Source organism: Mixta sp. BE291 (assembly GCF_031457955.1).
Taxonomy (GTDB): Bacteria; Pseudomonadota; Gammaproteobacteria; order Enterobacterales; family Enterobacteriaceae; genus Mixta.
Window position 1 is genome coordinate 157,308 of record NZ_JAVDXN010000004.1, and the last position, 24,039, is coordinate 181,346.

General features: G+C 53.9%; 24 protein-coding genes and 1 pseudogene. 14 read left to right on the top strand and 11 right to left on the bottom strand.

Annotation, left to right across the window (positions count from 1 at the left end; genetic code table 11):
- Positions 1 to 44: 44 nt before the first annotated feature.
- The 8 genes from J2X14_RS10880 to fliE all read right to left on the bottom strand — a co-directional run bounded on the left by J2X14_RS10880 (position 45) and on the right by fliE (position 7,193).
- Positions 45 to 470: a flagellar protein FlhE gene (locus J2X14_RS10880; RefSeq protein WP_352411233.1), complete on the bottom strand. Its 426-nt coding sequence runs from the start codon at positions 468 to 470 to the stop codon at positions 45 to 47.
- A complete protein-coding gene (flhA, locus tag J2X14_RS10885) occupies positions 467 to 2,575 on the bottom strand; it encodes a flagellar biosynthesis protein FlhA (protein ID WP_352411547.1) in 2,109 nt (702 codons plus the stop codon). Before flhA ends, J2X14_RS10880 begins: the two co-directional genes overlap by 4 nt.
- Positions 2,575 to 3,720 carry a flagellar biosynthesis protein FlhB gene (gene flhB, locus J2X14_RS10890; protein ID WP_352411234.1) on the bottom strand — a complete coding sequence of 382 codons (1,146 nt, stop codon included), beginning with the start codon at positions 3,718 to 3,720 and terminating at the stop codon, positions 2,575 to 2,577. The genes flhA and flhB overlap by 1 nt, the downstream gene beginning before the upstream one ends.
- Before the next feature lie 24 nt (positions 3,721 to 3,744).
- Positions 3,745 to 4,383 carry a protein phosphatase CheZ gene (gene cheZ, locus J2X14_RS10895; RefSeq protein ID WP_352411235.1) on the bottom strand — a complete coding sequence of 213 codons (639 nt, stop codon included), beginning with the start codon at positions 4,381 to 4,383 and terminating at the stop codon, positions 3,745 to 3,747.
- Between the two features lie 5 nt (positions 4,384 to 4,388).
- Positions 4,389 to 4,778 carry a chemotaxis response regulator CheY gene (cheY, locus tag J2X14_RS10900; RefSeq protein WP_352411236.1) on the bottom strand — a complete coding sequence of 130 codons (390 nt, stop codon included), beginning with the start codon at positions 4,776 to 4,778 and terminating at the stop codon, positions 4,389 to 4,391.
- Between the two features lie 59 nt (positions 4,779 to 4,837).
- A complete protein-coding gene (locus J2X14_RS10905; protein WP_352411237.1) occupies positions 4,838 to 5,887 on the bottom strand; it encodes a protein-glutamate methylesterase/protein-glutamine glutaminase in 1,050 nt (349 codons plus the stop codon).
- The gene (locus tag J2X14_RS10910; RefSeq protein WP_352411238.1) at positions 5,884 to 6,738 is read right to left on the bottom strand and encodes a CheR family methyltransferase; all 855 of its coding nucleotides are present in this window, start codon (positions 6,736 to 6,738) and stop codon (positions 5,884 to 5,886) included. The genes J2X14_RS10905 and J2X14_RS10910 overlap by 4 nt, the downstream gene beginning before the upstream one ends.
- Positions 6,739 to 6,863: 125 nt before the next feature.
- A complete protein-coding gene (fliE, locus tag J2X14_RS10915) occupies positions 6,864 to 7,193 on the bottom strand; it encodes a flagellar hook-basal body complex protein FliE (RefSeq protein ID WP_352411239.1) in 330 nt (109 codons plus the stop codon).
- Positions 7,194 to 7,489: 296 nt separating this feature from the next.
- On the opposite strand from fliE, the gene fliF reads away from it, so the two are divergent.
- The 13 genes from fliF to fliR all read left to right on the top strand — a co-directional run bounded on the left by fliF (position 7,490) and on the right by fliR (position 18,039).
- The gene (gene fliF, locus J2X14_RS10920) at positions 7,490 to 9,154 is read left to right on the top strand and encodes a flagellar basal-body MS-ring/collar protein FliF (protein ID WP_352411240.1); all 1,665 of its coding nucleotides are present in this window, start codon (positions 7,490 to 7,492) and stop codon (positions 9,152 to 9,154) included.
- Positions 9,151 to 10,137 (top strand): flagellar motor switch protein FliG, encoded by a 987-nt coding sequence (gene fliG / locus J2X14_RS10925; protein ID WP_352411241.1) that lies wholly within the window; start codon positions 9,151 to 9,153, stop codon positions 10,135 to 10,137. Before fliF ends, fliG begins: the two co-directional genes overlap by 4 nt.
- Entirely contained in the window at positions 10,130 to 10,831 is a 702-nt protein-coding gene (locus J2X14_RS10930; protein ID WP_352411242.1) for a flagellar assembly protein FliH, read from the top strand. The genes fliG and J2X14_RS10930 overlap by 8 nt, the downstream gene beginning before the upstream one ends.
- Positions 10,828 to 12,216 carry a flagellar protein export ATPase FliI gene (gene fliI, locus J2X14_RS10935; protein ID WP_352411243.1) on the top strand — a complete coding sequence of 463 codons (1,389 nt, stop codon included), beginning with the start codon at positions 10,828 to 10,830 and terminating at the stop codon, positions 12,214 to 12,216. Before J2X14_RS10930 ends, fliI begins: the two co-directional genes overlap by 4 nt.
- Positions 12,213 to 12,662, top strand: a complete 450-nt coding sequence (gene fliJ / locus J2X14_RS10940) for a flagellar export protein FliJ (RefSeq protein ID WP_352411244.1) — start codon at positions 12,213 to 12,215, stop codon at positions 12,660 to 12,662. Before fliI ends, fliJ begins: the two co-directional genes overlap by 4 nt.
- Positions 12,659 to 13,771, top strand: a complete 1,113-nt coding sequence (locus J2X14_RS10945) for a flagellar hook-length control protein FliK (protein WP_352411245.1) — start codon at positions 12,659 to 12,661, stop codon at positions 13,769 to 13,771. Before fliJ ends, J2X14_RS10945 begins: the two co-directional genes overlap by 4 nt.
- A 137-nt stretch (positions 13,772 to 13,908) precedes the next feature.
- Positions 13,909 to 14,418, top strand: coding sequence for a flagellar basal body-associated protein FliL (gene fliL, locus J2X14_RS10950; RefSeq protein WP_352411246.1), 510 nt, complete (start codon positions 13,909 to 13,911; stop codon positions 14,416 to 14,418).
- 5 nt (positions 14,419 to 14,423) lie between these two features.
- Complete coding sequence (gene fliM, locus J2X14_RS10955; RefSeq protein WP_352411247.1) at positions 14,424 to 15,437, top strand: flagellar motor switch protein FliM; 1,014 nt, start codon at positions 14,424 to 14,426, stop codon at positions 15,435 to 15,437.
- Positions 15,430 to 15,834 carry a flagellar motor switch protein FliN gene (gene fliN / locus J2X14_RS10960; RefSeq protein ID WP_352411248.1) on the top strand — a complete coding sequence of 135 codons (405 nt, stop codon included), beginning with the start codon at positions 15,430 to 15,432 and terminating at the stop codon, positions 15,832 to 15,834. The genes fliM and fliN overlap by 8 nt, the downstream gene beginning before the upstream one ends.
- Before the next feature lie 25 nt (positions 15,835 to 15,859).
- Positions 15,860 to 16,216: a flagellar biosynthetic protein FliO gene (gene fliO / locus J2X14_RS10965; protein WP_352411249.1), complete on the top strand. Its 357-nt coding sequence runs from the start codon at positions 15,860 to 15,862 to the stop codon at positions 16,214 to 16,216.
- Complete coding sequence (gene fliP, locus J2X14_RS10970) at positions 16,213 to 16,971, top strand: flagellar type III secretion system pore protein FliP (RefSeq protein WP_502889992.1); 759 nt, start codon at positions 16,213 to 16,215, stop codon at positions 16,969 to 16,971. Before fliO ends, fliP begins: the two co-directional genes overlap by 4 nt.
- 11 nt (positions 16,972 to 16,982) lie before the next feature.
- Entirely contained in the window at positions 16,983 to 17,252 is a 270-nt protein-coding gene (gene fliQ, locus J2X14_RS10975) for a flagellar biosynthesis protein FliQ (RefSeq protein WP_352411251.1), read from the top strand.
- A 1-nt stretch (position 17,253) separates the two neighbouring features.
- Entirely contained in the window at positions 17,254 to 18,039 is a 786-nt protein-coding gene (gene fliR, locus J2X14_RS10980; RefSeq protein ID WP_352411252.1) for a flagellar biosynthetic protein FliR, read from the top strand.
- Positions 18,040 to 18,104: 65 nt separating this feature from the next.
- Here the strand turns inward: fliR and J2X14_RS10985 are convergent, their stop codons facing one another.
- Positions 18,105 to 19,367, bottom strand: a complete 1,263-nt coding sequence (locus J2X14_RS10985; RefSeq protein WP_352411253.1) for an MFS transporter — start codon at positions 19,365 to 19,367, stop codon at positions 18,105 to 18,107.
- A 67-nt stretch (positions 19,368 to 19,434) separates the two neighbouring features.
- On the bottom strand, positions 19,435 to 22,533 hold the full coding sequence (locus J2X14_RS10990; protein ID WP_352411254.1) for a beta-galactosidase: 3,099 nt from the start codon (positions 22,531 to 22,533) through the stop codon (positions 19,435 to 19,437).
- Positions 22,534 to 22,645: 112 nt separating this feature from the next.
- On the opposite strand from J2X14_RS10990, the pseudogene J2X14_RS21010 reads away from it, so the two are divergent.
- A pseudogene (locus J2X14_RS21010) lies at positions 22,646 to 22,720 on the top strand (DNA-binding protein); the annotation flags it as partial.
- A 170-nt stretch (positions 22,721 to 22,890) separates the two neighbouring features.
- Here J2X14_RS21010 and J2X14_RS10995 read toward each other — a convergent pair.
- Positions 22,891 to 23,973 (bottom strand): LacI family DNA-binding transcriptional regulator, encoded by a 1,083-nt coding sequence (locus tag J2X14_RS10995; protein WP_352411255.1) that lies wholly within the window; start codon positions 23,971 to 23,973, stop codon positions 22,891 to 22,893.
- Positions 23,974 to 24,039 lie beyond the last annotated feature (66 nt).

Genomic DNA, 24,039 nt, shown 5'->3' on the forward strand with positions numbered 1-24,039 from the left:
ATCATTACCGGTAAATCTACCTCTTCAGCACGCCCTTTATCTGGCTAACCATCCGCCGGATTTGGCCAGTGATAATTAACGGTCATGTGTTGACTGACCACACGAACGGGCGGCTTCAGCTGCCCTGGCGTGTTAACCGCATAAATAAAACGTAATTCCTCAGCAGGTGAAAAGGGCAGCGGCGCCGCTTTCTGACCCGCTAACCGATCCAGCGAAATACAGGCCGTTGCGCTACACAGTTTGATCTCTAGCCCGGACGATGGAGAAAGCAATGTTATTCGCCAGCTGATGCGGCTTAACGTAGCGCCAGGCGGGATCGGCGTCGCCGGACGCAGCGACCGTCCGGCGTAGGTTTGTTTGCCCACGCTGAGTTGAGGCCCGGCCGCCATGTCGCTCCAGGATCCGTGCGTGGCCAGGGTTGGCAGCGATACTGTCGCCAGCAACAGGCTTAAACAAAACGCTATTTTCATGTATTGCCGCCGATCACCCAGGACATACGCACCGTGCAGTTGTGGTTAAGCTCAAGATTAGAAAGCACCGCCAGCTGCGGATAGATGCGGCGCAGAAAGCGCGACAGCATCAGCCTGAGCGGCTGATTGACCAGCAATACCAGCGGCGCATCGATCGCCTCCTGCTGCTGAATAGCGCGTTCGGTCTGCGCAATCAGGTTTTCCGCAATACCCGGTTCAATAGCGTTACCATTTTGAATCGCCTGTACCAGCAAGCGCTCCAGGTCTATATCCAGGCCAATAACCTGAATATCTTGCTTGTTCTGAAACCATTGCTGGGTAATGGCGCGGCCAAGTCGAATGCGAACCTGCGCCGTTAGCTCATCGGCATCGCTCTGCGCAGGCGCAAACTCGGCCAGCGTATCAATGATGGTGCGCATATCACGGATAGAAACGCGCTCTGCCAGCAGATTCTGCAACACTTTGTGGAAGGTGGTCAGCGGCAGCACGGCAGGAATGAAATCTTCTACCAGTTTTGGCATCTCTTTACTGACCTGATCTAACAGCAGCTGCGTCTCCTGACGGCTAAACAGCTCATCGGTATGCAGGCCAATCAGATGATTAAGATGTGTGGCGACCACCGAACTGGGATCAACCACGGTGTAGCCCTGGATTGTCGCCTGTTCACGCAGCACTTCATCAATCCATACCGCAGGCAGGCCGAAGGCGGGCTCCTGGCAGGCCACGCCCGGCAGCGTGCCTTCCGCACAGCCGGGATCGATCGCCATTGAGCGTTCTGGCTGGATCGTGCCGTGGCCGATTTCCACGCCTTTCAACAGAATACGGTAATCGCCAGCGGCTAAATCAAGATTATCGCGCACATGAACCGGTGGCGGCAGAAAACCCATATCCTGCGCGAATTTCTTGCGGATGCCGCGGATCCGCGCTAGCAATTGCCCGCTTTGCGTCGTATCCACCAGCGGAATCAGGCGATACCCCACTTCCAGACAAAGCACATCTTCCAGCTGCACATCAGACCAGGACGCTTCGACGGCCTGAGCCGCTTCCGCTTTGATTTTCGCCGCCTCGCGATCTTTATTTCCCTGTAAAGGTATGCCGCTGAGCGCCGCTTGCTGTTCACGTCCGCGCAGCCACCAGGCAAGGCCGAGCAGGGCCGAGGTAAACAGCAAAAACACCAGATTTGGCATGCCCGGAATAATACCCAGCAGGCCGATAACCCCGGCAGTCAGCAGCATAACGCGCGGGTTATTCATCAACTGGCTGACCATCTGCTCGCCAACGTCCTGCTCGGTAGAGACGCGTGTAACAATAACACCAGCCGCCGTTGAGATAATCAGTGCCGGGATCTGCCCCACCAGCCCGTCACCGATGGTGAGCAGCGTGTAGGTTGCGCCAGCCTGAGAAAACGACATATCGTGTTGCAGCATACCGATCGTCAGACCGCCGATAATATTGATGGCCATAATCAGCAGGCCAGCGATGGCGTCGCCGCGCACAAACTTACTGGCGCCATCCATCGAACCGTAAAAATCTGATTCCTGCGTCACATCGTTACGACGACGTTTCGCTTCCTCTTCGCCAATCAATCCGGCATTCAAATCGGCATCAATCGCCATCTGTTTGCCTGGCATGCCGTCCAGTACGAAACGTGCGCCTACCTCGGCAATACGTCCGGCACCTTTGGTAATGACCATGAAGTTAATGATAATCAAAATGGCGAAAACGATAATGCCGATGGCAAAATTGCCGCCCACCAGAAAGTGGCCGAACGCTTCCACCACCCGGCCCGCTGCCGCCGCACCGGTATGTCCATCCAGCAGAATCACACGCGTAGAGGCGATATTTAACGCCAGGCGCAGCAGCGTTGAAAACAGCAGCACAGTAGGAAAAGCGGAAAACTCCAGCGTTTTCTGCGTAAACATCGCCACCAGCAATATCATTAGTGATAAAACGATATTAAAGGTAAACAGGATATCCAGTAAAAATGCTGGCAGTGGCAAAACCATCATTGCCAGAATCAGCATGATCAATACTGGTCCGGCCAGAATCTGCCACTGAGTCTCTTTAAACTGCGGCAAGCGTAGTTTGCTGGTTAAATTTGACATCACTCTTGGCTCTTAGGTTTGAAATCCAGTGCCGTCGGCACCGGAAGATTGACGGGTTTTTTCGGTCGCAGGCCACCGGCATGTCGCCAGCGGCGCAGGCCATAAACCCAGGCGAGGACTTCCGCTACCGCGCTATACAGGGCAGTGGGAATCGGCGCGTTAAGTTCGCAGTGGCGATAGAGCGCACGCGCCAGCGGCGGTGCCTGCAGCATCGGAATATTGTGCTGTTCAGCCACGGCGCGGATACGCATCGCCGTTTCGCCAGCGCCTTTGGCAATTAGAATGGGCGCGGCCATCGCGCCCTCTTTGTAACGCAAGGCAACGGAAAAATGCGTAGGGTTGTTGATGACCACGTCCGCCGTGGGCAGCTCCGCCATCATGCGACGCGTCGCCGCCGCCCGCTGCAGCTGTTTAATGCGCGCTTTAACGTGTGGATCGCCCTCATGCTCTTTGTGTTCATCATGGATTTCCTTGCGGGTCATGCGCAGCTTCTTCAGGTTGCTGAATATCTGATAGAAAATGTCATAGCCCACCATGGGTATTAACGACAAAATCACCAGTAGCAGGCAGCCCATGATCAGCTGAGAAAAATGGCGCAGGGCATAATTCAGCGGCTGATTCATCAGGTGAATCAGCTGTTGTTTGTGCATAAACAGGTAGAAGCTGCAAATGCAGCCGACCAGCGTGACCTTCAGTAAACCCTTTAACAGCTCAGAGATAAGCTGTGCGGAAAACATGCGCTTAAAACCGGAGAGTGGAGAAAGCCGTTTAAGATCCAGCTTGAACGATTTACCGCCGAACTGTATGCCGCCCAGCAACATCGGGGTCATCAGACCGGTCAGGAACAGGCCCGGCAACAGCAGCGCCAGCGCGCTTACCATCAGGCCACCCAAATTGCGCAAGTGCAGCAGCACGCGCGCAGGATCGCGTGCCAGCAGCGTATCGAACGTTAGTCCGCCCTGTAATAAATGCATCAATTGTTCGACCAACCTTTCCCCACCCGCCAGCATCAGCAGCCATCCCAACAGCAACATCATCAGGGAGGTAAGCTCTTTCGATCGCGGGATCTGGCCTTCTTCCCGCGCCTTTTGCCGTTTATGGGGGGTGGGTTCTTCGGTTTTTTCTACATCGCTTTCTTCAGCCATCAGCGCTTATGCCCGGTGCTTTTGTTAAAAGCCGAGGCTTTCCAGCAAATCATCAACCTGATCCTGAGAAGCGACAACGCCCGCCTTGGTATGATCGAGCTGAGGGCCATTTTTCAGGCCGTCCAAATTATCCGTGGATTGCGATTTTTCTGGCATGTTGTCCACCAGCATCTGGATCAATCCCTGCTCGATTTGGGCGATCATATCCATCATCTTTTTGATGACCTGACCGGTAAGATCTTGAAAATCCTGCGCCATCATGATTTCCATCAGCTGCTGGTTGGTTTGTTGCACCAATTCCGGCGTCTGTTTTAAAAATTGACGCGTATCGATCACCAGCGCGCGGGCGGTAGTGAGTTCAACAGGATTTTCAAACCACGCGTCCCAGCGTTCTGCCAGGCCTTCTGCCGTGTCGTTCAGGTTATCTTGCAAAGGACGGGCTATTTCCACGCAGGTGAGTACGCGATCGGCGGCCTGTGAGGTTTTATCAACGACATAATTCAGGCGATCGCGCGCATCCGGCATGACCTCGGCAACATCCATAATGGCGCGATCGAGGCTTAAATTATTCAGACTGTTACGCAGCTGGCGCGTCAGATGTCCAATTTGTGAAAAGATAAGTTTTAAGTTATCCGCTGATTGCGTGTTCTGCTCCGCTTCCATGCTTACTACCATCCCAGTTTTTCGAAAATTTTAGTTAGTTTCTCTTCCAGTATGGCGGCGGTAAAAGGCTTAACGACATAACCGCTGGCGCCCGCCTGCGCGGCGGCAATAATATTTTCCTTTTTGGCTTCAGCGGTCACCATCAGCACCGGCATGTCTTTGAAACGTTCATCTTTACGAATGACATTGAGCAACTCTAAGCCATCCATATTGGGCATATTCCAGTCGCTAATCACGAAATCGAACGGTGAAAGCTGAAGCTTACTCATCGCATCGTTGCCGTCTTCTGCTTCTTCTACATTTTGATAGCCCAAATCTTTTAGAAGATTACGCACAATACGACGCATGGTTGCGAAATCATCTACCACCAGAAAACGTAAATTCTTATCTGCCATTTTTATTATCTGTCCGTATTGAAAGTGAAAAAACAGGGTTAAGTCAGGTGGCTAAAACACTATATCCGTCGCGCCTGCCCGACCACATTGCTCAAAATGTGCTGACACATCAGCTCGATATCGACAATTTCATCTACACAGCCGAGCGCTACGGCTTCACGCGGCATGCCGTACACCACACAGGTTTTCTCGCTTTGCGCCAGGGTACGCGCGCCAGCCTGATGCATCGCCTGCATCCCCTGCGCGCCGTCATGTCCCATACCGGTTAAAATGGCGCCTACCGCATTTTTGCCGGCGTATTTAGCGACCGACTGAAAAAGCAGATCGACGGAAGGGCAGTGACGGTTGATTGGCGGTAGATTTTGTAGCCGGGCGTGATAGTTCGCACCGCTACGGGTCAATTCAAGGTGGATGCCGCCGGGAGCCAGATAGGCATGGCCCGGCAAAATGCGGTCGCCGTCTTCCGCCTCTTTCACCGTAATACGGCACAGTTTATTCAGGCGTTCGGCAAAAGAACGGGTAAAACCAGCGGGCATATGCTGTGTGATAAGGATGCCCGGGCAGTTAAGCGGCATGGCGGTTAACACCTGGCGCAGCGCTTCTGTCCCGCCGGTTGATGAGCCAATAGCGATGATCTTTTCACTGCCGATTAACGGGCCGGTTGGCAGACGCGCCGGAGGAGGGGCGTCGGTATAGCGCTGAAAATTACGCACCCGCGCCGCTACGCGAATTTTATCGGCAATCAGGTCGCTGTATTGCATCATGCCGTCCTGTAACCCCATCTGAGGCTTAGTCACAAAATCAATCGCCCCCAGTTCCAGGGCATTCAGCGTAATTTCCGATCCTTTTTGCGTTAGAGAAGAGACCATAATTACCGGCATCGGACGCAGGCGCATCAGGCGCTCAAGGAAATCCAGACCGTCCATACGCGGCATCTCTACATCCAGCGTCAGCACATCCGGCGAGTAGCGCTTAATCAAATCGCGTGCAATAAGCGGGTCAGGTGCCGTCGCCACCATCTCCATATCGGGCTGTTCATTGACGATCTTGCTCATAATGCTGCGTATCAACGCCGAATCATCAACGCAAAGCACTTTGATTTTATTCATGATTTATCCTGAGTCAGGCAGTAAACAGACTGGCCGCGCAGGCGAAATGGCCCGTTCATATTGCTAAAGTTTTCTGAATGGCCGACAAACAGCAGGCCCCCCGGTTTCAACATTTTTGCAAAGCGCCGCATGATGTGATGCTGTGTTTCTTTATCAAAATAAATCATGACATTACGGCAAAAAATGGCGTCAAACGTCGCCTCAAAAGGCGCCGGTATGTGCCATTCAGGCGACAGTAAATTAAGCTGCTGATAGTGAATGGCGGTGAGCAACGCCGGTTTCACCTTAACCTGCTCCTGCTGTGCGCCGGTGCCGCGTAAAAACCAGTTGCGCTTTTGCTCCGGCGTCAGGTGCTGAATATCGGCATGGCGATAAACGCCCATTTTGGCTTTCGCCAGCACTTCAGTATCAATATCCGTCGCCCAAATACGCGGGCCTGTGAGGCTTTGGCCCAATGCATCATGCAGCGTCATCGCAATGGAACAGGGCTCTTCGCCGGTCGCGGCGGCGGTACACCACACGCTGTAGTTATGCGGCTGTGAGCGGGCATGCTCAGCCAAAACCGGAAAGTGATAAGCCTCACGGAAAAAAGAGGTCAAATTTGTTGTCAGGGCATTAATAAATTGCTGCCATTCACCGCTGTCAGGATCTGATTCCAGCAAATGCAAATAAGCGCTAAAGGTTTTCATGCCCAGCTGGCGTAAACGTCGCGTAAGGCGGTTATAAACCATGTCATGCTTTTGATGCGTCAACACAATGCCAGCACGCTGATAAATTAGCGTACTGATTTTATTTAATTCCGCGCCGGTTAAAACAAAGTCGCTTTGGTTATTCACGGTGATATTGTTCAATTCAATGATTTCACTTATCGTGCTTCGCTGTTTTTATCGACGGACAATAAGTACCGCGGCTAAATGCTACCGGTTGCGATGCCTGCCAGCTAAAAAACGCCTGAGAAAATAAAGAGACGATGCCGTTAAACTGGCATGTTCATTACTTCCTGGTAGGCGGTGACGAGCTTGTTGCGAACCTGAATACCCAGATTGAGGGCAATAGAAGATTTCTGCATGTTAACCATGACGTCATTAAGGCCAATGCCCGGCATGCCAGCGACATAATTTTCTGACATGTTTTTGGCATTAGTCCGTAACTGGTCAATATTGTTAAGACTGTTAATTAAAAGATTGGAGAAAGATACAGGTTCATTTCCTTTGGTATCATGAATTGAAAGGTTGTTACCTGTTGCAGCAATTTTATTCGCCTGAAGTTGGATCTGCTCAAGCACGCCCATAGATTGGATTGACATAATATTCCCTTGTAAAATAACGCTGGCGGACGCGGAGCCGCACCAGAGCTTTCCTTTTATTAATGCCTGATTAATAGCGAGAATAACATAGTCTTTAATAGGGTGAATAATCCAAATAGCTGGCACAAGCTTTGATTTATTGATGCTTAATATTTCGTTTAAATGAAGGATAATGTTTAAAGGCGCGTTGCCGGTAAAAAGGCATTACGCCTGTTAACACTGGTAGTGGATTTGGCGCGCAAACTAAAGGCCTATGGTGCAGGTTGCATCATCTTTTATTCAGCTAGGATGACCGCATGGATGCCAGCGATAACAGCAATAAAACTAACGCTACATTGAATTTAACTTCTATTCTGGAAAAATTTCGCGCTAATCCCCGATTTATATTTATTATTCTGGTTGCCGCGTTTTTGTCCGTAATAATAGCACTGCTATTTTGGGCTAAATCTCCCGATTATCGCCTTCTTTATAGCAATATTAGCGATGAGGATGGCGGCGCTATTGTCGCGCAGCTTACGCAAATGAACGTGCCCTATCGTTTTGAAGAGCATGGCGGAGCGATTATGGTGCCCGCTGACCGGGTACATGAGGCGCGCCTGAAACTGGCACAGCAGGGATTGCCGAAAGGCGGTCAGGTTGGCTTCGAGCTGCTCGATCAGGAGAAGTTTGGTCTTAGCCAGTTTAATGAGCAGATTAACTACCAGCGTGCGCTTGAAGGCGAGCTGGCCCGAACCATTGAAAAGCTGGGGCCGGTACGCACTGCTCGCGTGCACCTTGCCATTCCTAAGCAAACCCTCTTTGTGCGCGAGCAGAAATCACCTTCCGCCTCGGTAACGTTGGATTTGATGACGGGCCGAACGCTGGATGCCGGGCAGGTTAACGCGATCAGCTGGCTTATTTCCAGCGCCGTACCGGGGTTAAACGCCGATAACGTTACGCTGGTGGATCAACGCGGCAATTTGTTGACCCAGCGTGGTTCCCAGGCGATTCAGACCAGCCAGCTTAAATATATCAGTGACATCGAAGCGGATTACCGCCAGCGCATTCAGGCTATTCTGGCGCCGGTTGTGGGCGCGACAAACGTCAAAACGCAGGTTACCGCGCAAATTGATTTCACTACCCATGAGCAGACGGCAGAGCAGTACCAGCCGAACAGCGCGCCGGAAAACATGGCGGTACGCAGCCGCCAAACCAACAGCAGCGAGCAGGGTAACAGAGCCGGACCGGGCGGCGTCCCGGGCGCACTCAGTAACCAGCCGCCGATTCCGGTCTCCGCGCCAATCGATCAGCCGCCAGCGACCAATAACACGCAGGCGGGAGCAAATGACGCGCCGATCCCGACGCAGCCTTATAGCCGACAGAAAGATGAAACCACCAACTATGAGCTGAACCGCACGCTGATTCATACCAAGCGTAGCCCCGGCACCATTGAACGCCTTTCTGTGGCGGTGGTGGTGAACTATCAGCTGGATAAAGAAGGCAATCCGGTGGCGTTGCCACAAGAGCAAATGGATCAGATTCAGGCGCTGGTTAAGGAAGCAATGGGCTATTCCAGCGAGCGCGGCGATACCTTAAACGTCGTCAACTCCCTGTTTACAGACGAACCGGCTGAACCTGAAGCACCGTTCTGGGAGAACCCTGCCTTTATCGATCTGATGTTAGCGGCGAGCCGCTATCTGCTGGTCGCGCTGGTCGCGCTGATGCTGTGGCGCAAGATGGTGCAGCCGTTCTGGGTGAAACATCAAGAACTGGCGCTACAGCGGCTTGAACTGGAAAAAGAGGCGCGTCAGGCCGAGCGGGATGAGCAGCTGCGTAAAGCAGAAATGCGTGAGCAGGCTAAAGCGCAGCAGCGTGTGGAAACCGAGGTGCACGTACAGCAGCTGCGCGGTATGGCTGAGCAGGATCCGCAGGTTATCGCTCTGGTACTTCGTCAGTGGATGAATAAGGAACAGTCTTCATGAATGCATGCGAAAAAAGCGCCATTATCATGCTAACGCTTGGCGAAGATCGCGCCGCCGATGTATTTCGCCATCTCAATACTCACGAAGTGACGCAAATTAGTGCTGCAATGGTCGCTATGAGCGGTTTTACGCATGAACAGCTGTCTGGCGTAATGCGTGAGTTCCAAAAAGATGCTGGCGATTTCGCCGCGCTTAGCGTCAATACTAACGATTATCTGCGCAATGTGCTGATACAGGCGCTGGGCGAGGAACGCGCTTCCAGCCTGCTGGAAGATCTGCTGGATACGCAGGGCAATAACAGCGGCATTGAAACCCTGAACTTCATGGAGCCGCTGGCGGTATTCGAGCTGATTCATGAAGAGCATCCACAAATTATCGCCACCATTCTGGTGCATTTAAAACGCGCTCATGCGGCGGACGTGTTAACCCGCTTTGATGAGCGCGAGCGTAACGACATCATGCTGCGTATCGCAACCTTTGGCGGCGTGCAGCCTGCGGCGCTGCAGGAGCTGACGGAAGTGCTGAATAATCTGCTGCACGGTCAGAATCTCAAGCGCAGCAAAATGGGTGGTGTTCGTCCGGCTGCCGAGATCCTGAACCTGATGAAAACGCAGCAAGAAGAGGCGGCGATTGAAGCGGTACGCGAATTCGACCACGAGCTGGCGCAGAAAATCATCGACGAAATGTTCCTGTTTGAGAACCTGCTGGAAACCGACGATCGCAGCATCCAGCGCATTCTGCAGGATGTGGATAACGAAACGCTGATTATCGCGCTGAAAGGGGCTGAACCGCCGTTGCGCGAGAAATTCTTCAAAAATATGTCCAAGCGTCAGGCCGATATTATGCGTGAAGATCTCAGCGCGCGCGGGCCGGTTCGTATGTCGCAGGTGGAAGCCGAACAGAAAACCATTCTGCAAATTGTGCGTCGCTTAGCCGAAAGCGGTGAAATCAACATTGGCGGCAGCGAGGATGTCTATGTCTGATCTTCAGCAGTTAACCGGCTGGCAGGCCTGGCAGCCGGAAGATCTCTCCAGGGCGGATGCGCTACCTGACGATTTACCGGTAGTCGACAGCGAATCAACGCCGGAGCAGCAGCAGGCGGAGCTACAGCGGCTACAGCGTCAGGCGGAAAAAAGGGGGCTGGCGCAGGGGCAGGCGCAGGGGCTTGAGCAAGGGCGTAAACAGGGCCACGAAGAAGGTTTCCAACTGGGGCTGCAAGCCGGTAAAGAACAGGGTCTGGCGGAAGCCAAAGCGCAACAGCAACAGATCACGGCGCAGTTTGCCGAACTGTTGCAATCTTTCCAGGGCGCAATTGATAACCTTGAAAAGATTATTCCGTCGCGTCTGGTGCAGCTGGCGCTGGCGGCGACGCGCGCCACGCTGGGTAAACATCTGGCTTTTGATAATCATCTGCTGCTGGAGAAGATTCAATCTTTTTTGCAGCAGGAACCGTTGTTTCAGGCACCTGTTCGGCTATGGGTTAACGCTGATGAATTCACCGCCGTGCAACAGCAACTGGGTGAAGTCCTGGCGAAGCAGGGCTGGGAGCTACGCGCCGACGATACGATGTTGCCTGGCGGTTGCCGTATTACCTCGGCCGAATGCGAGCTGGATGCCACTATCACCAGTAACTGGCAGGTGCTATGCCAGCTTAGCCGTGAGGATTACGGCACATGAGCCAGCGAATTTCACGATGGCTTCAGGCCATTGACGTCAAAGAAAAACAGATGAGCTCGCTTTCCGGAATACGCCGCTACGGCAGGCTCACGCGCGCCACCGGGCTGGTGCTGGAAGCGGTGGGTTTAACGCTGCCGATTGGCACCCTCTGCCGGGTAGAGCGTGACAGCGCGCATGGCGGCGATAGCATGGAAAGCGAAGTGGTTGGCTTCAACGGACAGCTACTTTACCTGATGCCACTGGAAAATACGGACGGCATCCTGCCAGGTGCGCGTATTTACGCGCCGGGTATCGGCGTGACAAAAGGTAAAACGCTGCCGCTGGGGCGGGCGTTGCTGGGACGCGTGCTGGATGCGCGCGCCCGACCGCTGGACAATTTGCCAGCCCCAGAGACAGAGCAACGTGGCGCGCTGTTTTCCGTGCCTTTTAACCCGCTGCGGCGCGAACCAATCAAGTCGGTGCTGGATGTCGGCGTATGTGCCATTAACGGCCTGTTAACGGTAGGGCGCGGCCAGCGCATGGGGCTGTTTGCCGGTTCTGGCGTAGGTAAGTCGGTGCTGCTCGGCATGATGGCGCGCTATACCAAAGCGGACGTTATTGTCGTTGGGCTGATCGGCGAACGTGGTCGTGAAGTTAAAGATTTCATCGAAAATATTTTAGGTAAAGAAGGGCTAAGCCGCGCCGTGGTGATTGCCGCCCCGGCAGACGTTTCACCCATTTTGCGCATGCAGGGCGCCGACTACGCAACGCGTATCGCGGAGGATTTCCGCGATCAGGGGCTGAATGTCTTGCTGATTATGGATTCCCTGACGCGCTATGCGATGGCGCAGCGTGAAATTGCGCTGGCGATTGGCGAGCCCCCGGCCACGAAAGGCTATCCGCCATCGGTTTTTGCCCGTCTACCGGCGCTGGTGGAGCGTGCCGGAAATGGTGAGCAGGGCGGCGGCTCGATTACCGCCTTTTATACTGTCCTGACCGAAGGGGATGACCAACAGGATCCGATTGCCGACTCGGCGCGTGCGATTCTGGATGGTCACGTGGTCTTGTCGCGTCGGCTGGCGGAAGCGGGACACTATCCAGCCATCGATATTGAAGCCTCTATCAGTCGCGCCATGACCGAACTGATCCCCGCGCAACACTACAAAAAAGTTCAGCGTTTCAAACAGCTGCTTTCCGCCTGGCAGCGCAACCGCGATTTGATTAGCGTCGGTGCCTATGCCGCTGGCAGCGATCCTCTGCTGGATAGAGCTATTGCGCTTTATCCGCAAATGGAGCGTTTTTTGCAGCAGGGCATTTATGAGCGCAGCGAATACGAAACGTCATTCAACGCGCTTTCCGCGCTGTTTGCTGATTTACCTGATCACCATAAGGAGAATGACGAATGACTGAGCGTTCCCCAATGAAGGTGCTGTGCGAATTGGCGGAGCAGACCTTAAGCGAGACCACTAACCAGCTTGGCCAGGTTCGACAGGTTCACGCCAACGCCGCTGCGCAGCTTGAGCAGCTGATCAATTATGAACAGGAATATGGCCGACAGTTGCAAACTGAGATGTCGGCCAGCGGCATGCGAGTCGTTGACCTGTTAAGCCATCAGTTTTTTATTTCATCGCTTAGCCGTGTCGTTAAGCAGCATACCGGCCATGTTGCGGCCTGCCAGCAGTCAGTGGATCATGCGCTGGACCGCTGGAAAAATGATAAGCGACGGCTAAACGCTTTTGAAACCCTGGTTAATCGGGCCGATCTGGTACAGCAGGCGAAAGAAAATCGTCTGGAGCAGAAGTTAATGGATGAATTCGCGCAGCGCGCAAGCTTAAGGAATAGCGGGATATGATGATTAACGTAATCGCCGCCCAGCCGGGTACGGTGCCGATTGGCGCCGCATCGGCAGAGACGGCTGAAAATGTCGATTTTGCCGGGGTATTAATCAACCAAATTGCGGCCGTCACCGACAGTCTTGCACCGGTCACGCAGGCAACGCCTGAACAGGAAGCCAGTGACGAAGTTAATACCGAGGAGGCTGACGCCGCTGCATTATTGCTAACTAACGCTGCGGTTGCACCTTTGCCATCGACCGTTATGGCGGAAGCCGCTGTGGTAGCACAACCGGCCGCGCTTGATCTAAACAAAGCAGACGTCGCGTCCCAGACCTTGCCGCTTAACCGCGACGCTGATACACAACGCCTTTTCGCAAGCGATGCGGCGCAAAACCTGCGCCGCAGCCCTGCCGATGAAATGCTGCGCATGATTGCCCGTCCGCAGGCGGCGCATCACAGCGCAAAGCCTGCCGAGCCACAGACGCAGCAACTTCATGAACCTGCGGCCCTTATTAAGCCCGCCCTGAATACGGTTCCGATGCCGACAGGCGAAAATGACAATGCCGTTCTGCCCGTTGAAAACCGGTCGCAGACGATGCCGCTTACCGCTGCGCCGGCTATGCCTGTCGTCTCGCAAGCTACGGCAGCGGCCGCATCGCCAGCGGCTGGCGCCATGCAGTCCATCGCTTACGGCATGCTGGAGCCGGAGGTGGGTTCGCCCGCCTGGCAGCAGGCGCTGAGTCAAAAGCTGAGTGCGTTTACCCGCAACGGCGTACATCACGCCGAGCTGCGTTTGCACCCGGAGCACTTAGGGCCGTTACAGATTAAGCTGCGTCTGGAACAGGATCAGGTTCAGCTGCATTTCGTCACCGAGCAGCCGCCGGTACGCGCCGCGCTGGAAGCCGCGATGCCTCATCTGCGCACTTCGCTGGCCGAAGCCGGGATTCAGATGGACCAGGGCAGCGTTGGTCGCGACGCATCAGCCTGGAATGCGCCGGATGATTCCCATTCAGGCCGTTCCTCTTCTGCGCAAGAAGAGACCAATGGCGCATTAATAACTGAAATGGAAGAAGAGATTGCACCCCCGCGCAGTTATTCCCCAATGGGAATAAGCGTTTTTGCCTGAAAAAGGAATTAACGATTTACCATCAGTAATTTCATCTGTTTGGCAAATTGTTCAGGGGCTTGCTTGTAATAGAATTTGCTATTCAATGGAACTGTATAATTGAACGTCTGTAATTTATAACAGGAAGTGTTAATTCGATGCCAAATAAAAAAAAGTCGACAACGACAGGGAAAAGTAAATTACGAACGCTATTTATTATTGTGATTGTGCTGCTGGCGGCAGCCGCCTGTACTATTGCCGCCTGGACCCTGTACGAGATGAAAATTATGCAGGCGCGCCTGCTTTCAGATAACCCACCAGCTGAAGTTACGCCAGTTGCTGAACCGTCAATGCCTGTTTATGTCCCGTTAGATACCTTTACCGTCAGCCTGAAACCGGGCGGAGAAGCCTACGATAGGGTGCTCTATATTGGCTTAACGTTGCGCGTCGTCAATGAAGACGACAAATCGAAGATAGAGCAATATTTGCCGGAAGTGCGTAGCCGTTTATTGATGCTGTTTTCCGGTCACAGTGCGGAACAATTAGCCCTTAACGAAGGCAAGTCACAATTAATCCAGGATATTAAACAAATATTAAGCCTGCCTCTCGATGATAAATCGGGCGTGACGGTGACGGATGTTTTGTTTAACGCCTTTATATTACGGTAACGCGCATGTCTGACAGCATACTATCGCAGGCTGAAATTGATCGCTTGCTAAACGGCGGCGGCAGTAGTGAAAATGAACGTATTAAAGAAGATGTGATCGATCATGAGGCCATTAAACCTTACGATCCTAATACTCAGCGTCGTGTGGTGCGTGAGCGCCTGCATTCGCTAGAGATTATTAATGAACGCTTTGCACGTCAGTTTCGTATGGCGCTGTTTAATTTGCTCCGCCGCAGCCCGGATATCACCGCGGGAAATATAAAAATACAGCCCTATCATGAATTTGCGCGCAACCTTCCGGTGCCGACCAACCTTAACCTGGTGCATATGAACCCGCTGCGCGGAACGGCGCTGTTTGCTTTCTCGCCCAGTCTGGTTTTTATGGCGGTAGATAACCTGTTTGGCGGAGATGGGCGTTTTCTGACCAAGGTGGAAGGCCGCGAATTTACCCCTACCGAGCAGCGCATTATTAAACGCATGCTGTCGATGGCGCTGGATGCTTACGATTACGCCTGGAGCTCCATTTTTAAATTAGAAATGGAATATGTCCGTGCCGAGATTCAGGTTAAGTTCACCAATATCACCTCATCGCCAAACGATATTGTGGTCACCACGCCTTTTTATGTGGAAATAGGATCGCAAAGCGGTGAATTTGATATCTGTATTCCTTTCAGCATTATTGAGCCGCTACGTGAGCTATTAAGTAATCCGCCGCTGGAAAATTCGCAGCAGGAGGATGATCAGTGGCGCACGGTGCTGGCTTCACAGGTAAAAGATACCGAACTGGAGCTGGTGGCGAATTTTTCTGATATGCAAACGCGGCTGTCAAAAATTCTCGCGCTGCAAAAGGGCGACGTCATTCCGCTGGACAAGCCGGAAAATATTGAAGCGTGCGTTGACGGTTTCCCGGTTCTTTCGGGCAGCTATGGCTGTGTTAACGGTCAATACGCTCTCAAAATCGAGAAGTTATTACACCCGACTATACCGTCATTAAATAAGGAGCAATATCCCCATGAGTGACGCAAAACAACCGTCTGAGGCTGACGAGCAGTCTGCAGACAATCTTTGGGGGGACGCGTTGGCCGAGCAACAGACTACGGAAAGTCAGGCCAGTGCACCGGTTATTACGAAAGAGACCCAGGTTGCCGCATTTAGCGAAGATCTCAAACTGATTCTTGATATCCCGGTAAAAATGACCGTGGAGCTGGGTCGAACCAAAATGACCATCAAAGAGCTGCTACGGCTGAGTCAGGGCTCGGTGGTGACGCTGGACGGTCTGGCTGGTGAGCCGCTTGATATTCTGATTAACGGCTATCTGATCGCACAGGGCGAAGTGGTGGTGGTGTCCGATAAATTCGGCATTCGCATCACCGATATTATTACCCCTTCTGAACGTATGCAGCGTTTAAGCAGGTGAGAGTTAACCGGAACACGAACCTGTTATGAATGAGGCTTCTACCACCTTCTCACTGGTCACGCAGGTAAGTGGCGCGTTGGCAATGGTCATTCTGTTGATCGTTGCCTGCGCCTGGCTGGCACGTCGCTGGGGACTGGTCAGCCAGGCGCGCGGACACGGGTCATCGCTCGTGGTGAAAAGCAGCCATTCGCTTGGCCAACGTGAACGCCTGGTTGTTGTTGAGGTTGAGGGACAGCGGTTGCTGCTGGGCGTTACGCCTGGCGCGATCACCCGCCTTGGACGACTCACGCAACCCGAAAAGGCGCCACCCATCGCTGCGCCAGATTTCCAGCTTACCCTGAAGCGCCTGTTAAAACGCGGCAAAGCGGAACCTGAACAATGAGTTTTTTAATGCGTACTGTACAGCGTTACCGGCTGACGCCGGTGCTGCTGGCTTTACTTCTGTTGCCACATACGGCCTGGGCCGCTAACGGCGATATTCTGCTGACGCGGAGCGGCAACGGTGAAGGCTGGTCTTTGCCGATCCAAACGCTGGTACTGCTGACCTCTCTGACGTTTTTACCCGCCATCTTGCTGATGATGACTGGGTTCACCCGCATTATTATCGTACTGAGCCTGCTGCGTAACGCGTTAGGTACGCCTTCTACCCCGCCTAATCAGGTGCTATTGGGACTGGCGCTGTTTATTACCTTTTACGTTATGTCGCCGGTGTTTAACCAGGTTTATGAGAATGCCTGGGTGCCGCTGTCGCAGGATAAGATCACCATGGAAGAAGCGCTGCCGCAGGCGGTGAAGCCGATGCGTGAATTTATGCTGAGCCATACGCGCGAAGCCGATCTGGCACTGTATACGCGCATGGCGAAAGTCGATAACTACGCCAGCCAGGATGAAGTGCCGCTGCGTATTCTCCTGCCCGCGTTTGTCACCAGCGAGCTAAAAACCGGCTTCCAAATCGGCTTTGCGGTCTTCATCCCGTTTCTGATTATCGATCTGGTGATCGCCAGCGTACTGATGGCGCTGGGGATGATGATGCTGCCACCCGCGACCATCTCTTTGCCGTTCAAGCTGATCCTGTTCGTGCTGGTGGATGGCTGGCAGCTGATCATGGGTTCACTTGCTCAGACTTTTATCAACTGACGGGATAACAGATGACGCCAGAAAGCGTAATGGCGATGGGCTTCCAGGCCATCCGGGTAGGGCTAATGCTGGCCGCGCCGCTGCTGCTGGCAGCGCTGGTCACCGGCCTCGTTGTCAGTATTTTGCAGGCCTCCACGCAAATTAATGAAATGACGCTGAGCTTTATCCCGAAAATCTTGATGATTGTCGCGGTGGCCATCGCGCTTGGGCCGAGCATGCTATCAACGATGCTCGACTATATGCGCGCGCTCTATACTAACTTGCCCCAAATGATTGGCTGACATGCAGAGTCTGTCGCTGGATGCGCTACCGTTGCTGATAAGCCACTATTTCTGGCCGCTTATTCGCGTGCTGGCGCTGCTTAGCTCCGCGCCGGTATTTACCGATAAAGCCATTGCCAGCCGGGTTAAGATCGGCCTGGCGGCGATTATCACGCTGCTGCTGGGGCAGAATCTGCCTGACAATGCCATTCCGCTGATCTCGGTTATGGGCCTATGGGTAGGCTGTCAGCAGTTGTTGATCGGGGTAGCGATGGGGCTGACTATTCAGCTTTTGTTTGTGGCCGTGCGTTACGCCGGTGAAATTATCGGTCTGCAGATGGGCCTTTCGTTCGCAACGTTTTACGATCCTGCCGGCGGCGGCAATATGCCGGTTCTTGCGCGTATTCTTAACCTGCTGGCGATTCTGCTGTTTCTACTGTTTAACGGCCACTTGCTGATGCTGGAAGTGCTGGCGGAGAGTTTTCAGCTGGTGCCGATCAGCACCGCGCCGCTGAACCGTGATGTATTTAATGCGATCGCTAATACCGGTAGCCTGGTTTTTCAGTTCGGCATCGCGTTGGGTTTGCCGGTGGTTACGCTGCTGCTGGCGATCAATATGACGCTTGGGATACTGAACCGTCTGACGCCGCAGCTCTCTATTTTTGTGGTGGGCTTTCCGCTAACGCTTAGCGTTGGCATGCTGGCAATCCTGTTGGTAATGAACAATTTTGCGCCTTTCTTTTATCGGGTAATGGAGATGGTTTTTACCCGCCTTTCACAAATTATGCTGCTGTTCAGCCAGAGCTAAAAAAACGCCGCAACGTTATCCGTTGCGGCGTCGGTGTTTGGCTTAATGCTTTTGTTTCAGCCGGTTCAGGCCGCCTTCACCTCTTTCTTGCCACGTGCCCGTAGCGCCGTCAGCGGCCCTTCGCCGCTAAGGGTAAAGACAGATATCAGCGTAAAGCAGAGCGCTATCATACCCAGCACCAGATAAGCGCCGTGGAAGCCCATGCTGTCATACATAAAGCCGGCAAACAGCGACATGAAAATCATCGACAGCTGTTTAAAGAAGCAGAAGCAAACCAGATAAATAGTAGCGGAGAAACGCACCTCAAACTGGCTGGTGATATATTTAAAACAGCCAACAATCAGGAACGGCACTTCAAACATATGCAGCGTTTTCAGCACCACCACTTCCAGCGCCGAGGTGGCGAAAGAAGAGCCAATAATGCGCACCGACATAATCAGGCCCGCCAGCAGTAACGCGTTCTTCCCACCGATACGGTTCACAATCAATGGCGCAAAGAACATGATGCTGGCGTTCAGCAGCTCGCCCATGGTTGTGACGTAGCCGAAGACGCGCGTTCCCTGTTCGCCGGAGGCGAAAAACGAGGTAAAGAAGTTAGCGAACTGCTGGTCGAACACATCATAGGTACAGGAAACGCCCACCACATACAGCGACAGGAACCAGAGCTTACGATCTTTAAACAGCTCCAGCGCCAGGCGCAAATTAAAGGGCGAGTGGTTGGCGCCCAGCGAATTGGCCACTTCTGCGGAGGGCTGTGCCTGTGGTTTCGCAATAAACAGCAGGATCGCCAGAATCACCGCACAGCCAGAGCCGAGCCAGAAGACAAACTGGTTATTAATGGTGAACATGATGCCGACAATCGAGGCGCACAGCGCCCAGCCCACGCAGCCGAACATGCGCGCGCGACCAAACTCGAACTGGCTCCGTCGGCTGACTTTCTCGATATAGGCTTCAATGGCCGGTGCGCCGCCGTTATAAATAAAGCCGAGATAGATGCCGCCAACAATGGCGCCGAGGTAAATATTGGCTTGTAACAGCGGGCCGAGGACATAAATAAAGAAGGGCGCGAACATCACCAGCATGCCGGTAATAATCCACAGCAAATGTTTCTTTAATCCCAGCTTATCGGAAAGCAGACCGAAAACGGGCTGAAACACCAGTGAAAACAGCGAAATCGAGGCGAAAACGATGCCGGTGTCGCTTTTACTGAGATGGTTGATGTCATGCAACCAGATCGGAAAAAACGGGAAGTAGGCTCCCATGATGAAAAAGTAAAAAAAGAAAAACAGCCCGAACATCCAGAAATTAGTATTTTTTAAGTAGTACATAATGTTTTCCTTAAGGTTATCGCGGGGCAGACTGGCCAGCTCTGCCCCGGCTAACGCTCAGCGCGTGTTAACCACGAGCCCAGCTCACTTCATAGTGATAATGATGATCCTGCAGTAAATATTCCGGCGAGACGCTAGGGCTCCATGAATCATCGCCGCCAACGCCCATATGATATCCATCCAGATTCAGCCAGCTTCCCGGTTCCTCTTGCAACAGATGGCGGTGCGTAACGTCGCGCAGCTGCGCCTGGCTGTAGCGGCTGAGATTAAAGTGGAAACGCCCGCGCCATTCGTTGTCGCCATACTGCAACCATTCACTATCGCAGCGCAGCCCATTTTCGCTGGGGAAAACGTATGGCGTATAGAGCGCCTCTAATGGCTGCTGCCAGCGATCGTAGCGGGCAGACTGTTTACGATCCGGGTAGTTCTCATGCGGGCCGAGGCCGAGCCAACTCACCTGCGGCGCTACCTGCGCCAGCTGGCAGGTAAGGCCGATGCGCGCCGGTGCCGGAATACCGGCGGCGATATCCACATCGACGCTGATATGCAGTTCACCACGGTGGTCGATGCGGTAGCTTTTACGGCTGATAAACAGGATCTGGTTCTGGTAACGCCAGCTGTGCACCGTACGCAGCGCGACTTCACCGCTGAGGCGTTCTGCTTCGCATAGTTCCAGCTGCGGCTCCATCTGATAAAAACCAGCGGCTTTCCAGCGCTCGACCCAGGCGTTGGGATCGATGCGCGCAGCCTCGCTCACGCCGATATCATTATCCAGCGGCGCACGCGTAAATTGATCCTGCAACGGCTGTAGCAGCGCGGCTTCGCCCGCTTTCCACCACTGAGTCAACAGGCCATTTTCACGACTGAACTGCCAATGCTGCTCGCCGAGCTGAATATCGAAGGCATGTTCGCTAACGCGCAGCGTTGGTGCTTCGCCCGCACCGTGCGGCGCTACAGGTAAGGTTAATGGCGAGGCCAGCTGCCACTGTTGCCAGGCGCAGATATGACCCGCTTCAGACCAGGCGGTCGCGTTGGGTTGCTGCACCTGCACCGTCAGCCACACCTGGCCGCTGGCGGTAATAGCGGGTAGCTCGTTAAGCGTTATCAGCTGGCGACCTTCAGGCGCGATATCCAGCTTCACCGTGCCGCTGGCTAAAGTGCGACCTTTCTGCGCCAGCGTCCAGATCAGCTGTTCGTTATCGCTGTGACGGAACAGGTATTCGCTGGTGATTTCCAGCTGTACTGGCGTGGTGCTTTTCAGGGCAAACTGAAAAAACTGCTGCGCCTGCTGCGCTTCAAATAACGCCGGATGCGGCGTGCGATCGGCAAAGACCAGGCCATTCATGCAGAACTGGCGATCGTTTGGCTTATCGCCAAAGTCGCCGCCGTAAGCGGCATAAGGCTTGCCCTCATCGTCATAACGGGTCAGCGACTGATCGACCCAGTCCCAGACAAAGCCGCCTTGCAGACGGGGATGCTGGCGAAACGCCTGCCAGTATTTATGGAAGCCGCCGAAGCTGTTACCCATGGCATGGGCGTACTCGCAGAGGATAAGCGGCCGATGCTCATCCGGCATACCGATCCATTTTTTAATCGACCATTTCGGCACCTGCGGGAAGGGCTGATCCTGATCGACGCGCGCATACATCGGACAGATAATATCGGTGGCGGTGCTGTTAGCGCCGCCGCCTTCATACTGCACCGGCCGGGTAGGGTCGTTCGATTTAATCCAGCGATAAAGGGCATCATGATTGACGCCATGCCCCGACTCATTGCCTAAAGACCAGATAATGATCGACGGATGGTTGCGGTCGCGCTGCACCATGCGCGTGACGCGCTCGCTCATCGCGGGCAGCCAGACCGGATCGCTGGAGAGGCGATTCATCGGCTCCATACCGTGTGTTTCGATATTGGCTTCGTCGACCACGTACAGGCCGTAGCGATCGCACAGACGATACCAGAGCGGATGATTCGGGTAATGCGAGCAGCGCACCGCGTTAAAATTATGCTGTTTCATCAGCAGGATATCGCGGCGCATGGTCTCTTCATCCATCACCTGGCCATTCTCAGGATGATGTTCATGGCGATTGGTGCCGCGGATCAGCAGCGGTTTGCCGTTTAGTTTTAACTGCCCCTGCGAAATCTCTACTTTACGGAAGCCGATGTCGCAGGCTTCCGCCTCCAGCAGCGTGCCGTTAGCGTCGTGCAGCAGCACCACCAGACGATAAAGCGTTGGCGTTTCGGCGCTCCAGAGCTGCGGCGCGGTAACCGGCAGACGCAGGGTAGTGCGATCTTTCCATGCGCCGCGCTCATCGATGATTTCGCTGCCAAGCGGTTGCTGGCGTTCGCCCAGCATCTCCTCACCAAACCAGAGCTGCACCGTCGCCTGCACATCCTGCAGCGATTCGCCGTTCGCGACGACCAGCGCCTTCAGTTCGGCATGGCTGAACTCTTCATTCAGCTGGGTCACCACCTGCAGATCGCTGATATGGGTGTGCGGCTTATGCAGCAGTGAAACATCGCGGAAAATACCGCTCATACGCCACATGTCCTGGTCTTCCAGATAGCTACCGTCGCTCCAGCGCAGCACCATCACCGCCAGGCGGTTAGCGCCCGGCTTCAACACCGTGCTCAGGTCAAACTCGGACGGCAGGCGACTATCCTGGGCATAACCAATCCAGTGACCGTTGCACCACAGATGGAAAGCCGAATTCACGCCGTCAAAAACGATACGCGTCTGCCCAGAGGCGAGCCACGCTTCATTAACATCGAATGTGAGCGAGTAACAACCGGTGGGGTTTTCTGCTGGTACAAAAGGTGGGTTAACCGGAATCGGGTAATTAACGTTGGTATAAATGGGCGCATCAAAGCCTGACATCTGCCAGTTTGAGGGCACTTGCGCTTCGTCAGCGCCAGGCAGATCCTGTTCTACCCAGCTTTCCGGCACGGCTTCCGGCTGAGGAAAATAGCTGAACGACCAGCGCCCGTTCAGGGTTTGCAGGCTGGTGGAGGGCATATCCTCGCGCGCCGCCGCAGGCGTACGCCAGCTGCAAAATGGCGGATGAGCGGGAAGCTGGTTAATTTGGGTTACCGCCGGATTTTCCCAGTCACGGCGCGCCAGAATGGCGCTTAAGGTGGCGGCAGAAGTACCTGCTTTTACGATCATGTCCTTTTCCTTATGCATTTGTGATGCGCTCACATTTATAAGCAATATGGTTTTGACTGGCGGGGATGTAAAGGCGCGTGGCCGCAATCGGTGATGGGATTCACAAATAATTGTGCAAAGGCGATTAACGACACAAGAAGCTGCCAACATTTTGAATGTTTCACGTCCCCATATGGTGAAACTTTTATGCTGCGTGACCTTCTTATGCGGCTTGGATTAAGTGGTCTGTACCAGCCAAAATGGACCACTACTATCCATGATGAATGGCAAAGAAACTTCATTAAGAATATGCCAGCAATAACGCCGGAAAAGGTTAAACGTATAGAAACACTGATGAACAAAGCGCTTCCTGATGCCCTATCGCAGCCGCGCCGCCTGGCGTGCCAGCTGCATTAACGCATCCGCCAGCGCCTGTGGCGAAAGCGCTTCTTGCTGTGGAGAAGCGGTGGTTTTACGCGTCACCAGGCTAACCGGCAGCAGCTCGGAACGCACCGGCGCGTCAGGTTGTCCGATCAGCTCCACCAGGCGTTCTACGCTGTTTTTACCTAACGCTTTGAAATCCTGCTTGATGGTCGTCAGCGGCGGAATAAAACAGGCGCTGTCAGCGGTATCGTCATAACCGATAATCGATATGTCCTGCGGTACTTTCAGGCCAGCTTCAGCAATGGCCCGAAGCGCGCCTAACGCCATCTGATCGTTCGCCACCAGAATCGCACTCGGGTGCGCGCCCTCATTCAACAGCCGTGTAACCTGCTGATAACCAGACATCGCGCTCCAGTCTCCTTCCATAACTGCCGTTGGCCGTAGCTGATGTTGCGCCAGCGTTTGCTGCCAGCCTTCAAAGCGCAGCCGCGCCGAAACCGAATCCTGCGGCCCCGCCAGCAGCGCGATATCACGATGACCAAGCGCCAGCAGGTGCGCAACGCCTAAACGCGCGCCTTCAGCAGGATCAAAAATAACGCTATTCGCGGCCAGCTGCGGCGAAACGTCAAGAAACAGCACCGGCAGCGCCTGACAGAGCGCAACCAGGTTTTGCGCTTCTTCGTCCTGCAGGGGAATATTTACGATCAGCCCGTCCACGCGCTGCGCCAGCAGATTGTTAATTGCCGCTTTGGCCGCTGCCGCGCCGCTCTGCTCGGTCATTGAGATCACGACATTAAAGCCTTTTTCACCGGCGCGGGATTTAATGGCCGCAGCAATTTGTGAAGGCGCATGCAAAGAGAGGTTAGACGTAGCGAGCCCGATGGTATAACCCATTTTTCCCGCCAGCTGCTGTGCTACGCGGTTAGGCACGTAGTTCAGCGCCGTCATCGCCAGCTCAACTTTTTGTCGGGTCTTTTCTGATACGTTTTCCGCCTGGTTTATTACCCGTGAAACGGTTTGGTAGGAGACACCGGCATACTGCGCCACATCATAAAGGGTTGTTGACTTCGCTTTCATCCCGCCTTCCTTAAAGCATTCCCGCACAGCGATCTGCTGCTAATGGCGGAATAGTATGTCGGGCGG

Bases quoted from the DNA above. Each gene is read 5' to 3' on its own strand.
- J2X14_RS10880 (WP_352411233.1), bottom strand. From the start codon at position 470: ATGAAAATAGCGTTTTGTTTAAGCCTGTTGCTGGCGACAGTATCGCTG.
- flhA (WP_352411547.1), bottom strand. From the start codon at position 2,575: ATGTCAAATTTAACCAGCAAACTACGCTTGCCGCAGTTTAAAGAGACT.
- flhB (WP_352411234.1), bottom strand. From the start codon at position 3,720: ATGGCTGAAGAAAGCGATGTAGAAAAAACCGAAGAACCCACCCCCCAT.
- cheZ (WP_352411235.1), bottom strand. From the start codon at position 4,383: ATGGAAGCGGAGCAGAACACGCAATCAGCGGATAACTTAAAACTTATC.
- cheY (WP_352411236.1), bottom strand. From the start codon at position 4,778: ATGGCAGATAAGAATTTACGTTTTCTGGTGGTAGATGATTTCGCAACC.
- J2X14_RS10905 (WP_352411237.1), bottom strand. From the start codon at position 5,887: ATGAATAAAATCAAAGTGCTTTGCGTTGATGATTCGGCGTTGATACGC.
- fliE (WP_352411239.1), bottom strand. From the start codon at position 7,193: ATGTCAATCCAATCTATGGGCGTGCTTGAGCAGATCCAACTTCAGGCG.
- fliF (WP_352411240.1), top strand. From the start codon at position 7,490: ATGGATGCCAGCGATAACAGCAATAAAACTAACGCTACATTGAATTTA.
- fliG (WP_352411241.1), top strand. From the start codon at position 9,151: ATGAATGCATGCGAAAAAAGCGCCATTATCATGCTAACGCTTGGCGAA.
- J2X14_RS10930 (WP_352411242.1), top strand. From the start codon at position 10,130: ATGTCTGATCTTCAGCAGTTAACCGGCTGGCAGGCCTGGCAGCCGGAA.
- fliI (WP_352411243.1), top strand. From the start codon at position 10,828: ATGAGCCAGCGAATTTCACGATGGCTTCAGGCCATTGACGTCAAAGAA.
- fliJ (WP_352411244.1), top strand. From the start codon at position 12,213: ATGACTGAGCGTTCCCCAATGAAGGTGCTGTGCGAATTGGCGGAGCAG.
- J2X14_RS10945 (WP_352411245.1), top strand. From the start codon at position 12,659: ATGATGATTAACGTAATCGCCGCCCAGCCGGGTACGGTGCCGATTGGC.
- fliL (WP_352411246.1), top strand. From the start codon at position 13,909: ATGCCAAATAAAAAAAAGTCGACAACGACAGGGAAAAGTAAATTACGA.
- fliM (WP_352411247.1), top strand. From the start codon at position 14,424: ATGTCTGACAGCATACTATCGCAGGCTGAAATTGATCGCTTGCTAAAC.
- fliN (WP_352411248.1), top strand. From the start codon at position 15,430: ATGAGTGACGCAAAACAACCGTCTGAGGCTGACGAGCAGTCTGCAGAC.
- fliO (WP_352411249.1), top strand. From the start codon at position 15,860: ATGAATGAGGCTTCTACCACCTTCTCACTGGTCACGCAGGTAAGTGGC.
- fliP (WP_502889992.1), top strand. From the start codon at position 16,213: ATGAGTTTTTTAATGCGTACTGTACAGCGTTACCGGCTGACGCCGGTG.
- fliQ (WP_352411251.1), top strand. From the start codon at position 16,983: ATGACGCCAGAAAGCGTAATGGCGATGGGCTTCCAGGCCATCCGGGTA.
- fliR (WP_352411252.1), top strand. From the start codon at position 17,254: ATGCAGAGTCTGTCGCTGGATGCGCTACCGTTGCTGATAAGCCACTAT.
- J2X14_RS10985 (WP_352411253.1), bottom strand. From the start codon at position 19,367: ATGTACTACTTAAAAAATACTAATTTCTGGATGTTCGGGCTGTTTTTC.
- J2X14_RS10990 (WP_352411254.1), bottom strand. From the start codon at position 22,533: ATGATCGTAAAAGCAGGTACTTCTGCCGCCACCTTAAGCGCCATTCTG.
- J2X14_RS10995 (WP_352411255.1), bottom strand. From the start codon at position 23,973: ATGAAAGCGAAGTCAACAACCCTTTATGATGTGGCGCAGTATGCCGGT.